Origin of the sequence: Pseudarthrobacter oxydans, assembly GCF_013314975.1 — a bacterium.
GTDB lineage: Bacteria > Actinomycetota > Actinomycetes > Actinomycetales > Micrococcaceae > Arthrobacter > Arthrobacter oxydans.
Genome location: NZ_JABTYH010000003.1, coordinates 169,067 through 182,691, shown reverse-complemented (window position 1 = coordinate 182,691; position 13,625 = coordinate 169,067). Strand labels below are relative to the sequence as shown.

General features: G+C 67.3%; 12 protein-coding genes. 4 read left to right on the top strand and 8 right to left on the bottom strand.

The window, feature by feature from the left end; translation table 11 throughout:
• Positions 1 to 3: 3 nt before the first annotated feature.
• Both HTS88_RS03695 and rsmI read right to left on the bottom strand, forming a co-directional pair.
• Positions 4 to 1,503, bottom strand: a complete 1,500-nt coding sequence (locus tag HTS88_RS03695; protein ID WP_174175580.1) for an NAD-dependent succinate-semialdehyde dehydrogenase — start codon at positions 1,501 to 1,503, stop codon at positions 4 to 6.
• Positions 1,504 to 1,688: 185 nt separating this feature from the next.
• Positions 1,689 to 2,564, bottom strand: a complete 876-nt coding sequence (rsmI, locus tag HTS88_RS03690) for a 16S rRNA (cytidine(1402)-2'-O)-methyltransferase (RefSeq protein ID WP_174175578.1) — start codon at positions 2,562 to 2,564, stop codon at positions 1,689 to 1,691.
• A gap of 54 nt (positions 2,565 to 2,618) precedes the next feature.
• Here rsmI and HTS88_RS03685 point away from each other — a divergent pair, with 54 nt between their 5' ends.
• Together HTS88_RS03685 and HTS88_RS03680 are read left to right on the top strand one after the other, a co-directional pair.
• Positions 2,619 to 4,337 (top strand): dolichyl-phosphate-mannose--protein mannosyltransferase, encoded by a 1,719-nt coding sequence (locus HTS88_RS03685; RefSeq protein WP_343044874.1) that lies wholly within the window; start codon positions 2,619 to 2,621, stop codon positions 4,335 to 4,337.
• Positions 4,338 to 4,403: 66 nt separating this feature from the next.
• Positions 4,404 to 6,233, top strand: a complete 1,830-nt coding sequence (locus HTS88_RS03680) for an AMP-binding protein (RefSeq protein WP_174175576.1) — start codon at positions 4,404 to 4,406, stop codon at positions 6,231 to 6,233.
• 38 nt (positions 6,234 to 6,271) lie between these two features.
• Here HTS88_RS03680 and HTS88_RS03675 read toward each other — a convergent pair whose 3' ends face one another.
• Complete coding sequence (locus tag HTS88_RS03675) at positions 6,272 to 7,378, bottom strand: TIGR01906 family membrane protein (RefSeq protein WP_174175574.1); 1,107 nt, start codon at positions 7,376 to 7,378, stop codon at positions 6,272 to 6,274.
• A 124-nt stretch (positions 7,379 to 7,502) separates the two neighbouring features.
• The gene (locus HTS88_RS03670; protein WP_310109779.1) at positions 7,503 to 8,495 is read right to left on the bottom strand and encodes a stage II sporulation protein M; all 993 of its coding nucleotides are present in this window, start codon (positions 8,493 to 8,495) and stop codon (positions 7,503 to 7,505) included.
• Positions 8,496 to 8,567: 72 nt separating this feature from the next.
• Between HTS88_RS03670 and HTS88_RS03665 the strand changes: the two genes are divergently transcribed.
• Positions 8,568 to 9,368, top strand: coding sequence for an RDD family protein (locus tag HTS88_RS03665; protein WP_174175572.1), 801 nt, complete (start codon positions 8,568 to 8,570; stop codon positions 9,366 to 9,368).
• A gap of 2 nt (positions 9,369 to 9,370) precedes the next feature.
• On the opposite strand, the gene HTS88_RS03660 is transcribed toward HTS88_RS03665, so the two are convergent.
• The 4 genes from HTS88_RS03660 to HTS88_RS03645 all read right to left on the bottom strand — a co-directional run bounded on the left by HTS88_RS03660 (position 9,371) and on the right by HTS88_RS03645 (position 12,951).
• Complete coding sequence (locus HTS88_RS03660) at positions 9,371 to 10,609, bottom strand: Ig-like domain-containing protein (protein WP_174175570.1); 1,239 nt, start codon at positions 10,607 to 10,609, stop codon at positions 9,371 to 9,373.
• Positions 10,610 to 10,672: 63 nt separating this feature from the next.
• Positions 10,673 to 12,151, bottom strand: coding sequence for an adenosylhomocysteinase (gene ahcY, locus HTS88_RS03655; protein WP_174175568.1), 1,479 nt, complete (start codon positions 12,149 to 12,151; stop codon positions 10,673 to 10,675).
• A 97-nt stretch (positions 12,152 to 12,248) separates the two neighbouring features.
• Positions 12,249 to 12,485, bottom strand: a complete 237-nt coding sequence (locus tag HTS88_RS03650) for a Trm112 family protein (protein WP_174175566.1) — start codon at positions 12,483 to 12,485, stop codon at positions 12,249 to 12,251.
• A gap of 76 nt (positions 12,486 to 12,561) precedes the next feature.
• Positions 12,562 to 12,951 (bottom strand): DUF3499 domain-containing protein, encoded by a 390-nt coding sequence (locus HTS88_RS03645; RefSeq protein ID WP_174175564.1) that lies wholly within the window; start codon positions 12,949 to 12,951, stop codon positions 12,562 to 12,564.
• 118 nt (positions 12,952 to 13,069) lie between these two features.
• Here HTS88_RS03645 and HTS88_RS03640 point away from each other — a divergent pair, with 118 nt between their 5' ends.
• On the top strand, positions 13,070 to 13,582 hold the full coding sequence (locus HTS88_RS03640; protein ID WP_174175561.1) for a metallopeptidase family protein: 513 nt from the start codon (positions 13,070 to 13,072) through the stop codon (positions 13,580 to 13,582).
• Positions 13,583 to 13,625 lie beyond the last annotated feature (43 nt).

The following is a 13,625-nucleotide window of genomic DNA, read 5'->3' as shown; positions in this document are numbered from 1 at the left end:
GCGTTATCCGGCGTAGGGGTCTGCGATGCCGATGTACTGGGTGTAGAGGTATTCCTCGATGCCTTCGAGGCCGCCCTCGCGTCCCAGGCCGGACTGCTTGACGCCGCCGAAGGGTGCCGCGGCGTTGGAGATGACGCCTGCGTTCAGGCCGAGCATGCCGGTTTCGAGGCGTTCGCCCATCCGGATGCCCCGGTTCAGGTCCTTGGTGAAGACGTAGGCCACCAGTCCGTATTCGGTGTTGTTGGCCAGGCGCACCGCGTCATCCTCTGAGCTGAAGGTGATGATGGGCGCGACCGGTCCGAAGATTTCCTCGGACAGGATGCGGGTGCCTTCGGTGACGCCGGAGAGGATGGTGGGCTGGTAGAAGTAGCCCGGGCCTTCCACCGGCCCGCCGCCCAGGACGGCTGTGGCGCCGGAGGCCACGGCGTCGGAGACGAGTTCGTGGACCTTGTCCCGGCTCTTCGCGTCGATCAGCGGGCCCACCTTGGACTCCGGCTCGGTGCCGCGGGCGGTGGTCATGTCCTTCATCTTTGCGGCGAACTTCTCCGCGAACTCGGCCGCGACGGATTCGTGCACGATGAACCGGTTCGCTGCCGTGCAGGCCTCGCCCATGTTGCGGAGCTTGGCGAGCATGGCACCGGCGACGGCGGCATCGATGTCGGCGTCCTCGAAGACCAGGAACGGTGCGTTGCCGCCCAGTTCCATGGAGGTGCGCAGGACGGTTTCGGAGGCGTCGGAGAGCAGGCGGCGGCCCACCTCGGTGGACCCGGTGAAGGAGAGCTTCCGGAGCCGGGAATCCTTGATCAGCGGGCCGGTGGTGGCACCAGCGGTAGAGGTGGGGATGACGTTCAGGACACCGGCGGGCAGGCCGGCCTCCATCATGACGGCGGCGAACAGCTGGGAGGTCAGCGGGGTGAGGTTCGCGGACTTCAGGACCATGGTGCAGCCTGCGGCGACGGCCGGGGCGATCTTGCGGGTTGCCATGGCCAGCGGGAAGTTCCACGGCGTGATCAGCAGGCAGGGGCCCACCGGCTTCTTGGTCACCAGCAGGCGGGACTTGCCGTCCGGGGACACCGAGTAGCGGCCGAACGCACGCACTGCTTCCTCGGAGAACCAGCGCAGGAACTCGGCACCGTACGTGACCTCACCGCGGGCTTCGGCCAGCGGTTTGCCCATTTCCATGGTCATCAGCAGCGCGAAGTCCTCGGCGCGTTCGGTGACGAGCTCGAACGCGCGGCGGAGGATCTCGCCCCGTTCGCGCGGGGGCACCTTGGCCCAGGAATCCTGGGCCGCGGCGGCAGCGTCCAGGGCGGCCTTGCCATCCTCGGCACCGGCGTCGGCAAGGCTCAAGAGCACCTTCCCGGTGGCGGGATCCTCGACGTCGAAGGTCTTCCCGGAGATGGCGTCCCGCCATTCACCGTTGATGAGCAGGCCAGTGGGGACAGAGGCCAGAAGGGCGCTTTCGCGGTCTGCGGAAACGGCCGGCTGTGCAGTGACAGTCACGATGACTCCCTCGTCAGTAGGGTTGGTGCAGCCCTTGGCGGCGGCCGGAGTGACCGGGCCCATACAGGCTGAATTACTGCCAGACTACTGCGGCGGCTTCCGGCTGGTCTACGCCGTTGCGCACTGCCGCATCATGGCGCTGCTGTGCAGCTGCACAGCGGATCGGGCATCGTTTGCGGGGACGGTCAGCGGGCCGCCAGCACAGCGGAGTACAGTTCCCGTTTGCTCACCCGGACGTCCTCGGCCACCGCTGCCACCGCTTCCTTGAGCCGGATGCCCTGGGCCACGAGTTCGTTCACGGCGGCCACATGGTCCTCCGGCGTCCCGGGCGCCTTTTCCGGCGCCCCGCCAAGGACGACGGCGATCTCGCCCCTGATCTCCGTGCTTTCCGCCCACACCAATAGTTCACTGAGCGTGCCGCGGATGACCTCTTCATATGTTTTGGTCAGTTCACGGCAGACGGCGACGGGACGGTCCGGTCCGAACCGTTCGCGCAGCGCCCGCAGCATCACCTCCAGCCGGTGCGGTGCCTCGAAGAACACCATGGTCCTGCGCTCCCCCGCAAGCTCGGCCAGCCGCGACGCCCTCTCACCGGCCTTCCGCGGAAGGAACCCTTCAAAGCAGAAGCGGTCCGTGGGCAGGCCGGACAACGCCAGGGCGGTGAGTACCGCTGACGGCCCCGGGACGGCCGTCACTGTGAGGCCGGCCGCGACCGCCCCTTCAACCAGGCGGAAGCCCGGGTCCGAAACCGAGGGCATCCCGGCGTCGGTAACCATGACCAGGGTGCTTCCTGCCTGCACCTGTGCCAGCAGCTCGGCCGTCTTGGTGGCCTCGTTGTGCTCGTGGTAGCTGATGACCCGCCCGGCCACGGTGACGCCCAGGCTCTGGACCAGCCGGTGGAGGCGGCGGGTGTCCTCGGCTGCCACGATGTCCGCGGTTCCCAGCAGTTCCACCAGCCGCGCGGAAGCGTCACCGGTGTTCCCGATCGGGGTGGCGGCGAGCACGATGCGCCCCGCAGGTGCCGGGCCGGAATCAGGAAGGGTGCTGGGGTTAGGGTCCACGCCATCAGCCTACTGCTGCCGGGGACCGCCGGCCGCAAACGGTAGCATGGGCTGGTGACGCAGACCTCGACGCGGCCGGGCGGGACCGGACAGGCCGCCCCCGCGGCCTCCGGTGATGAAACCGGGAGGACAGCAGGCGGTTCGGGCAGTTCCCCCCGCCGGCCCTGGGTCAGCCGCCCCGCCGACGCCTTCACGGTCGAATCGCTGCTGGCACGGCTCCTCGGCAGCGCCCGCGGATGGCGCGACTACCCGCCGTCGCTGAGGCTGTGGTTCCTGCTGGTCCCCGTCCTGACCGCCCTTGCCGGCGGGATCCTCAGGTTCGTCCGGCTTGAGGCCCCGCCCAAGCTGGTCTTCGACGAAACGTACTACGTCAAAGACGCATACTCCTACCTGGTCAGCGGCTACGAGCGCGGCTGGCCGGACAAAGCCAATGACGCGTTCAACGCCGGAAACCCTGGTGTGCTGCTGGACTCCCCCGAGTACGTGGTCCATCCGCCCGTGGGCAAGTGGATGATCGCCGCCGGCATGGGGATCTTCGGCCCGGACAACCCTTTTGGCTGGCGCTTCGCAGCAGCCCTGACCGGCACACTGTCCATCCTGCTCCTGTCCCTGATTGCCCTGAAGCTCTTCCGGTCGCTTCCCCTGGCGGGGGCGGCCGGGCTCCTCCTTGCGGTGGACGGCCACCACCTGGTGATGTCCCGGACGTCGCTGCTGGATATCTTCCTGATGTTCTGGGTCCTGGCCGCCTTCGGGGCCCTGCTGCTGGACCGGGACAGCGGCCGGCGCCGGCTGGCGCTCCGGCTGGCGCGCGCCGCCGCCGACAACGGAGGGCGTCCGACGACGGGACAGCTGCTGTCCGGTCCGTGGCTGGGGATCCGCTGGTGGCGCGTGGCGGCGGGGATCTGCCTGGGGCTCGCCGTCGGGACCAAATGGTCTGGTTTGTTCTTCCTTGCCGGGTTCGGACTCCTCACGGTCCTGTGGGACCTCAACGCCCGGCGGGTTGCCGGTATCCGGGGCTGGATCAGCGGCGGCATCATCAAGGACGGGATTCCGGCGTTCATCAGCATGGTGCCGGTGGCCGGGCTGGTGTACGCGGCATCGTGGACCGGCTGGTTCCGGTCCGAGAATGCTTACTTCCGCCGGTGGGCGCAAAGCAACGCCTCCCCCGGATGGGACTGGCTGCCGGACGCCGTCCGCTCGCTGGCGCACTACCACCGGGAGGCCTACACCTTCCACCAGGGCCTTGGATCGGACCACCCGTACGAGGCAAGCGCATGGAGCTGGCTGGTACTTGGCAGGCCGACGTCGTTCTTTTACGAGACTCCGCCGCAGGGCAGTCCCGGCTGCGCGGTGGAAAAATGCACCTCGGCCATCCTGTCCGTGGGAAATCCGCTGATCTGGTGGGGCGCCGTTATTTCCCTGGTGGTCCTGCTGTTCTGGTGGGCCGGGCGGCGGGACTGGCGTGCCGGCGCCATACTGGCCGGTGTGGGCGCAGGCTACCTGCCGTGGTTCCTGTACCCCGAACGGACCATGTTCTACTTCTACGCGGTGTCCTTCGAGCCGTTCCTCATTCTGGCGCTCGTGTACTGCCTGGGCCTCGTCCTGGGCAGGGCCTCCGACCCGCCCTGGCGCCGCCGGTCAGGGCTGTACCTGGTGGCACTGTTCATCGCTGCGGCAATCCTGCTGTCGGCATTCTTCTATCCTGTCTGGGCCGCGGAAACCATTCCCTACGACGCCTGGAAAGTCCGGATGTGGATGCCGTCCTGGATCTAGGGCAGGATGGCATCAGACCCCCAACTGAGCCGCTGCCGCGGCGTGGCAGCGGAACGGAGACCTGCTGTGAGAGAAGCAAGCACCGAACTGCTGGTTGAGCTTGACGCCGCCAGCAACGTGACCGACCTGCTTCTGGAGCAGCATGCCGCCAAACCTGCCCATGCCCTGTACCGGCGAAAGGGCCCGAACGGCTGGGTGGATGTCACGGCCGCGAAGTTCCTGCAGGACGTCAGCGCCCTGGCCAAGGGCCTGATTGCCGGCGGCATCGAGCCCGGCGACAAGGTGGCGGTCATGTCACCCACATCCTACGAGTGGACCCTGGTCGATTTCGCCATCTGGTTCGCCGGCGCGGTGACGGTCCCCATTTACGAAACATCCTCCGCCCGCCAGGTGGAGTGGATCATCCAGGACGCGGGGGTGCGCCGCGTCTTTGCCGGGGACCGCAGCCTTGTGGCCCTGGTCTCCGATGTCCTGGCCGGCTCCGACCTCCTTCGGGACCGGCTCGTCAACGTGGTGAGGATGGATTACGACGGCGAAGCGCCGGACCTTGCCAGCCTCGCCGCTGCCGGCACCGGAGTCACGGACGCGGAGCTTGAACGACACCGCAGCCAGGCCGGGCTGGACGATGTCGCCTCCCTCGTTTACACCTCAGGCACCACAGGCAATCCCAAGGGCTGCGAGATTACCCACGGGAACTTCGCCCTGGTGGCAAAGAACATCGTGGCGTTCCTTCCGGAGCTGCTGCTGCAGGACCAGGCACGCACCCTGATGTTCCTTCCGCTGGCACACGTCCTGGCCCGCGCCGTGCAGGTGGTCTGCCTCACCGCCGGGGCCACCCTGGGACACACACCGGGGGCGGCGCAGCTCCTGGAGGACCTGGGCTCGTTCCGCCCCACGTTCCTGCTGGTGGTGCCGCGGATCTTCGAGAAAGTCCGGGCTACCGCTGCCCACAAGGCAGCGCTGGCGGGCAAGGCCCGGCTGTTCAAGGCTGCATCAGAGACCGCCATGGAGTACTCGCGGGAAGAAGACCTGCGCAATCGTGGCCAGGGCGACGGGCCCGGGCTGCTCTGCCGTGTACGGCACGCACTCTTCGACCGGCTGCTGTATCCCCGGCTTCGGCAGGCCCTGGGCGGGCAGGTGGGGTACACCGTATCCGGTGCCAGTCCCCTGTCCCTTGATGACGCCCACTTTTTCCGCGGCGCCGGGATCCCCGTGCTGGAGGGCTACGGACTGACCGAAACCACGGCACCGTGCACGGCCAACACACCGGCCAGGACGCGCGTGGGCTCAGTGGGCATCCCGGTCCCGGGCACCACCATCCGGGTGGCGGGAGATGGCGAGATCCTGGTCAAGGGGATTGGCGTCTTCAAGGGGTACCACAACAACCGGGCCGCGAACGCTGAGGCCTTCGTTGACGGGTTTTTCCGGACCGGTGACCTCGGGGAACTCGATGCACAGGGGTTCCTCACCGTCACCGGCCGCAAGAAGGACCTGCTGGTCACCGCAGGCGGCAAGAACGTGGCGCCGGGCCCGCTCGAGGAGACGATCCGTGCCCACCAGCTGGTAGGCCATGCCGTGGTGGTGGGCGACGGCAAACCCTTTGTCTCGGCCCTGGTGACGCTGGACCCGGAGGGCGTGGACAACTGGCGGTCCGAACGCGGCCTGCCCGCCCTTGCAGCGGGTGACGCGGTCAGCGATCCGGAAATCCTTGCGGCAGTCCAGGAGGCGGTGGACCACGCCAACCTGCTCGTGTCCAAGGCAGAGTCCATCCGCAGCTTCTCGCTCCTTGACGTCCAGTTCACCGTGGAGTCAGGACACCTGACGCCGTCCCTCAAACTGAAGCGGGCCGCCGTCGTGCGCGACTACGCCGGTGAGATCGCCAAACTCTACTCCTAGGGCGCAGTCCCCCGGCCGCGCCCGCAACGCTGCGGGACCTACTCCTCAACCGCCGCCGGTGCTGCCACGTCCTTGGCCAGGCCACGCCGCCGGCGGGTGGGCCAGGTGAGGACCAGGGTCACGAGTGAAGCCAGCAGCACCAGGCCTGCTATGACCATGCCGGCATCAATCCAGAACTGGCCGGGGAACAACCGGATCAGGGTGTCGTCCAGGCTGAACGTCCAGGACCCGTCGGCGAAGAAGATGCGGTGGAACTCGGTAAAGAACTGCTGCCAGCCCAGCACTGCCAGGGTGCCCAGGCCCAGGATGATGACCAGGGTGACGATGGAGCCGGCGAACAGGCCCCTCCGGACTCCACCCGTGCTTCGCTTGCGGAGGTAAAGGATGGCCACAATGCTGAACAGGACCAGCAGGACGCCGGCACCGAACGTGGACAGGATCACCAGTTTGACGTCCGCCATGTGGCTCACCTCGCCGTCCTTGAACAGCTTGTCGCCACTGCGGTGCACCAGGTCCCCGAGGTAGCGCGGGCCGGACCAGTTGCTCAGGTAGTCCACGGCGTAGGAGCCGTAGGTCATCCGGTCGTCCGTGCTGAACCCGTACCCGTCGCCGGGGAACCCGGGCCGGTTGTACTCCACCCACAGGAACAGCGGGCTGGTCACCGCCCTGACAGCCAGGATGAGCAGGACCAGCGGGAAGAAGACGGCGAGCAGCACCTGCATCACCCGGGGCGCCACAGGCTTGGCGTTGGCGGCACTCTCCCGCTGGGCATTGCGGCGTTCCACCTCTTCCTCCGGCGGGCGGACCTGCAGCGCGGAGGTAGGGAGCGGTTCCTTGAAAACCGGGGAACTGTCCTCCCCGGGCGCCTCAGCGGCGGCTTCGGCGGCTTTCCGGTCCGCCCTGCTCTCCGGCTGGATGGGCCCGTTCACGGTGGAGCCGCCGCCGGCGGTGGATGATGCAGCGGCCGGGCTGTCAGCAGGCGAAGGGGCAGCGGGTGACGCGGAAGACCCCGCTGCTGGACCGGAGCCCTTCCCGGCGGGGTTCAGCCAGGAAAACGCGGGCTCGTCGGAGTCCCCGGACGTGTCCAGGTGGGGTTCCGGCTGCGGCTCGGCGCTCTTGGCGCGGGCCGGTGTTTCGTCTTTCACAGCAGCGTCACTTCCGTCGAAATTCCGCGCCGGGCCGGGCTCAGCTGGCGCGCTTATCTGGTGTCGAGCCTACCGTCCGGGCATTGGGCTGGACGAGGAACCACCCCGGCGGAATTACAACGATTCAGGCAGCGATTTCCGTGTAGCCCGCGTCTTCGCGCCGCAGGTCCCCGCGTTCTCCCGCAAGATAGGCGGGCCTGCCCCACCTCAGCACATAGAACCAGTACGCGGCCAGGACAGCGGCTCCGATCCCGATCTTGGCCCACACCGGCAGCGGGCTGGGGGTGACGAAGCCTTCAACCAGACCGGAGGCAAACAGCACGAGGACCAGGCCCAGGGCCACGGTGATCAGGGACCTGCCTTCCTCGGCAACAGCCCGTCCCCTGGTCCGCGGGCCCGGTGACACCATGGCCCAAAAGATCCGAAGGCCGGCCGCGCAGGCGATGAACACGGCGGTGAGTTCCATCAGTCCGTGCGGCAGGATGTAGCTGAAGAAGACGTCGCTCTTGCCGGCGGCGGCGAAAATTCCGGCCGCAACGCCAACCCCCTGGGCGTTGCTGAACAGGATCATCGGCACCCAGAAACCCGTAATCCCCAGCGCTACGGCCTGCGCGCTGATCCAGGCGTTGTTGGTCCAGACAGCACCGGCAAACGAGGCGGCCGGGTTTTCCGAGTAGTAGTTGATGAAGTCTTCCTCGACGTATTGCCTGGCCGCCGCCTCGGTGGCCACTGCCCGCAGCGCCTCAGGCGACGTGCCGATCCACAGCGCGTACGCCGCGCCAATAAGGATAAAGGCCGCACCACAGGCAAGCGTGAGCCAGGTCAACCGGTACAGCGCGGCCGGAAGGGCCACCACAAAAAAGCGCGCCAGGTCCGCCGGCACGTTGGACCTGGCCCCCGTAAAGCGCGTCCGCGCCTGGGCCAGCGTGGCGGACAGCGAGGCGGACAATCCGCTCTCGGGCGCGACTGACCTGATCAGGGAAAGGTGGGCGGACGTGGACTGGTACAGCGCCAGCAGCTCATCGGCCTCACGCCCGTTGAGCCTGCCCTTGGAGGCAAGCTCATGCAGCCGTGCCCACTTGTCCGCGTTGGTTGCGGAAAAGGCGTCCATATCCACGCGACCAGCCTAGCGCCACCACACTAGACTTTGAGCGACCGCACCGGGAGGGCGGCGGAACGGGGAAGTACAGTGAGTTCGATTATCACCGGCGAGGCCGTAGTCCTGGAGCTGAGGCCGGCGTCCTTTGCCGCCCGTGCGCTCGGGCTGCTCGTGGATGCAGCCCTCAACATCGTCCTGCTCGTGGCGTTCCTGATCGGGCTTGCCGCAGCCGGCGAGGACCTCGACGAGGCTGCCGCACGTGCCCTGACCCTGGCCAGCGTCGTCTTTTGCCTGGTCATCATTCCGGTGGCCGTTGAAACGCTGAGCCGCGGCCGCTCCCTGGGGAAACTGGCCACCGGCCTCCGGGTGGTCCGGGATGACGGTGGTGCCATCCGCTTCCGGCACGCCGTCATCCGCGGGCTGACCGGGTTCCTGGAGATCTACCTGACGTTCGGCGGTGTGGCGCTGACGGTTGCGCTTTTCAATGACAGGTCGCGGCGGTTGGGTGACCTGCTGGCCGGAACCTATGCCGTCCGCACCCGAGTGCCGATGGAGCAGCCGGTTCCGGTGTTTGTGCCGCCTCGCCTCCGGGCGTGGGCAGCGGCCGCCGACATCGGCAGGATTCCCGATGCGACGGTGCGCAGGGCCTCCCAGTTCATCCGGCAGGCCGGGAGGATGGCGCCCCTGTCCCGGGCCGGTATGGCTGCCTCCATCGCCACCGAACTGTCCGCCCATGTGGCCCCGCCCCCGCCTCCGGGGACCAGCCCCGACGACTACCTTGCCGCCGTCGTTGCTGAACGCCGGAGCAGGGAGTTGGCCCGGCTGACCCAGGCACGCCGGCGCAACACGGAAATCGGAGAACGGCTGCAGCGGCTCCCCTTCGGCAGCTGACGCTAGTTGTCGTACTCGCTCCACGGGATGTTCCAGTCGCCAAACCCGTCATCGTGGGCGGCGTAGTCCCCCTCGGTGTTTACGATCTGGACCACGTCGCCGGTGCCCATGTTGTCGAAGACCCAGGCGGCGCCGTCGGGAGCGAACCCAATGCAGCCATGCGAGACGTTCGCGTTGCCGATGAACGGATAGGCAGACTCCAGGGCCTGGTGGATATAGGCGCCGCTGAGGGTGAGGCGGATGGTGTACTCCACGTCCACGTCCCCGTAGTAGGCAGGATCGTCGGGCTTGAGCCCAATGCTCGAGGCCCGGAAGTGGTCGTAGCGCTTCTTCTCCATCAGCACCCCGTAACCGCGCGCTGACGGGAAGCGCTTGTCCCCCATGCTGACGGGCAGGGTCTTGACCACCTGGTCATTGACGCTCAGCGTGAACGTGTGGGCGGCGGAGTCGGCCACCGCCACCTTCTTGTCGCCGATGGAGATGTTCACCTTCTTGTTGAAGTTGGCGATCTGCCCGTTGCCGAGGTCCACGCCGAAAAGTTTCATGTCCATGGCAATAGTGGAGTTGGCGGCCCAGAAGTTCTCCGGGCGGTACCGGACCATGGTGTCGCTGTGCCAGTGGAAGGCACCTGCCTGGCCGGCACTGCTGGTAATGCTGATGGCTTTCTCCACGGCCTCACGGTTAACCACGGGCTCGCTGAAGATGACCTGCAGCGGCTGGCCGACCCCCACTTTCATGCCGTCCAGGGGATAGATGGCGGCGTCCGCCTCATGGGAGCTGGAGACTGTGCTGAAGGCCTGGGTGGTGCTGGTCTCCCGACCCGCGCCGTCCTTGACCACGTACGTGTAGCTGTAGTCGGTGTTGAATTTCAGGGGCCCTGCGGCCGTCCAGCCGGTACCGGCAGGGTCGATGCTCCCCTCGACCGCCTCACCTGTGGTGCTGGTCAGGGTGACGCGTTCGATGGTTCCGTTAGTGACCTTGAGGGAAACCGGGGCTGCGGGATTGACCTGCTTTGCGCCGTTGGCGGGTGCGGCCTCGGACGTGACCGGGGCAACGACGGGCATCGCGGTTCCCGGGGACGTCCTCACGGAGGAGCTGGACTCGGACTCGATAGCCCCGCGGGCGATATCCGGCGCGACAGCGGCGAAGACGCCGCCGACGGCAGCGAGGAGGCAGACGGCTGCCACCACAAGAATCTTTTTCATTCGACCGGGACGGCGGGACGGGACTTCGGGCTCCATGTTTTGATCCTAGGCGCAGAAAGTAACGGCCCGGGCGCACTGGGCACCCGGGCACTTTACTTCTTAGTAACGATAGTGCTCGGGCTTGTAGGGGCCTGCGACGTCGAGATCCAGGTAGGCGGCCTGCTCCTTCGACAGCTCGGTCAGTTCCACGCCGAGGGCGTCAAGGTGCAGCCGGGCAACCTTCTCGTCAAGGATCTTCGGCAGCACGTAGACCTGGTTCCCGTACTCCCGCTCCCCTTCCGGCTGGCTGCTCTTGGTGAAGAGCTCAATCTGCGCGATCGTCTGGTTGGCGAAAGAGTTGCTCATCACGAACGACGGGTGGCCGGTGGCGTTGCCGAGGTTCAGCAGGCGCCCCTCGGAGAGGACGATGATGGACCGTTCCCGGTCCGTTCCCTCGTCAAGTACCCATTCGTGCACCTGCGGCTTGATTTCCACCTTCCGGATGCCCGGGATACGTGCCAGCCCCGCCATGTCGATCTCGTTGTCGAAGTGGCCGATGTTGCCCACGATGGCCTTGTCCCGCATCCCGGCCATGTGCTCGGCCAGGATAACGTCCTTGTTGCCGGTGGTGGTGATGAAGATGTGGCCCTCGCTGAGGACGGATTCGAGCTTTGCGACCTGGTACCCGTCCATGGCTGCCTGGAGTGCGCAAATGGGATCGATTTCGGTGACGATGACGCGGGAGCCCTGGCCGCGGAAAGCCTCCGCCGCGCCCTTGCCGACGTCGCCGTACCCGCAGACGACGGCGATCTTGCCGCCCATCAGGACGTCGGTGGCGCGGTTGATGCCATCCGGCAGGGAGTGCCGGATGCCGTACTTGTTGTCGAACTTGCTCTTGGTGACGGAGTCGTTGACATTGATGGCCGGGAACAGCAGCTTGCCCTGCTCCGCGAGCTGGTAGAGGCGGTGCACGCCGGTGGTGGTTTCCTCCGTGACGCCCAGCAGGCGGGAGCCGATCCGGGTCCACTTCTGCGGGTCCGCCTGCAGGGAGGCGCGCAGCACCTCGAGGAAGACGCGGCCTTCCTCGGACTCGTCATCGGCGGCTGCCGGGACGGCTCCAAGGGCCTCGAATTCGGCTCCCTTGTGGACCAGCATGGTGGCGTCGCCGCCGTCGTCGAGGATCATGTTCGGGCCGAGGTCCGGGTTGCTGTCCGCGCCGGGCCAGGTAAGGATCTGCTCGGCGGTCCACCAGTACTCCTCCAGCGTCTCGCCCTTCCAGGCGAACACGGGCACACCCTGGGGGTCCTCGACGGTTCCGTTTCCGACCACCACGGCCGCGGCGGCCTCGTCCTGGGTGGAGAAGATGTTGCAGGAGGCCCAGCGGACCTCGGCGCCGAGAGCCGTGAGCGTCTCGATCAGCACGGCGGTCTGCACGGTCATGTGCAGGGATCCGGCGATCCGGGCGCCCTTGAGCGGCTGGGTGGGGCCGAATTCGGCGCGGAGCGACATCAGGCCCGGCATCTCATGCTCGGCAAGGCGGATCTGGTGCCGACCGGCTTCCGCCAGGGTGATATCGGCAACCTTGTAATCAAACGTCATGGGTAATCCTTCGTCCTGTCCGGAGTGCGGTTGGTTCCGGTGTTGCTGTGTAAGGTTCGACGGCGGCCGTGGTGCCTGCGTTCCGGCCCGGTCGCTGCTACGTGGCCTGGCCCGTTCCGGGCGCTGAATCGTGCTGGTCCGATCCTGCCGCGGTGGCCGCGGCCAGCAGCTCGGGTGGCAGGAGGAGCGGAATGCCGTCCTCGATGGCGTAGCGGGGCTTCACTCCGGAGTCCCCGGCGACGGCCGCCACCAGTTCCTCGCCTTCCTGCACCAGGGCCGACCCCGTCACGGGACAGCGGAGGACGGACAGCAGGTCAGGACTGATATGTGGCATTCTTGGTGCTCCCTGGCGGGCGCGCTCGCGCCGGTAGCGGACTGGTGTGCAGCTACCAGCCTACCGCCAGAGGATGTCAGGAGGGTTCACGCAGGACGCGCAGGTGTCCCCTGCGGGTGCCTTCTGCGCCGGCCGGTGCTTCCAGCGCGGAATGGGGCGCGCGCTGTGCCGGCGGCTGCTGTCCCTGGGCCGGCAGTGCCGCGGCATCCCGCACCGCGTTGGCAAGGGCCAGGAGGTCGTCGGGGCCCGGCTGCTGTGGCGTTGACGGCATGGCAAGCCGGAGGACTTCCCAGCCACGCGGAACGGTCAGCGAGTCAGCGTGCTGCTCGCACAGGTCGTAGCAATGCGGCTCCGCAAAGGTGGCCAGGGGGCCAAGAACAGCGGTGGAGTCGGCGTAGACGTACGTCAGCGTAGCCACCGCTGACTGGCGGCAGGCAGATCTTGAACACTGACGGATAGCTCCCACGACATCACAGACTACTCGCTGTCCGTGCCAAATCCGTGCATTGCCCGCCCGACCCGACGCGTCCCTGCCGCCCGGAGAATGTATCGCATAAATGTTTCCCCGGGTTTAGAGTCAATGTATGCAGTCATCGAACCAGAAATCAGGTTTCACGGTCCGGTTGGCTGGTCCGGATGCCCCCGGGAATCCGGGCACCGGCTCCTCCGGCAAAAGCTTCATGATGCGCCGCCGGAACCGTCACGGACGCGGGCTCCGCGGCGAGGTGATGCTCCCCACACACCCCGGGTACCGGACACGCTCGGACCGGTTTGATGACATGGTGCTTGATTCCGCGCAGCGGCTGCATGACATCTGGGGCAAGACGCTCGACGGCGTGCGGTTCGGCGTCGACGAGATCCCGCCCGACCTCGAAAAGCTGGCCGCCAACTCCGCGTCGGCGCCCATGGGCTCCTACACACCCGCCGCGGACGGCGAAGGACCCATGATCACGGTGTACCGTCGCGTGGTGGAACAGGGCTGCCCGGGCCCCGAAGAGCTGCAGGACCTGGTCCATGACGTTGTGGTGGAGCACACGGCAGAGATGCTGGGAGTGGCGCCGGAAACCCTGGACCCGGTCTACCGCCGCCGGTACTGATCCGGGTTGCGGCGGCCGGCAGTTGCGTGAGCGCCTGGAGGGC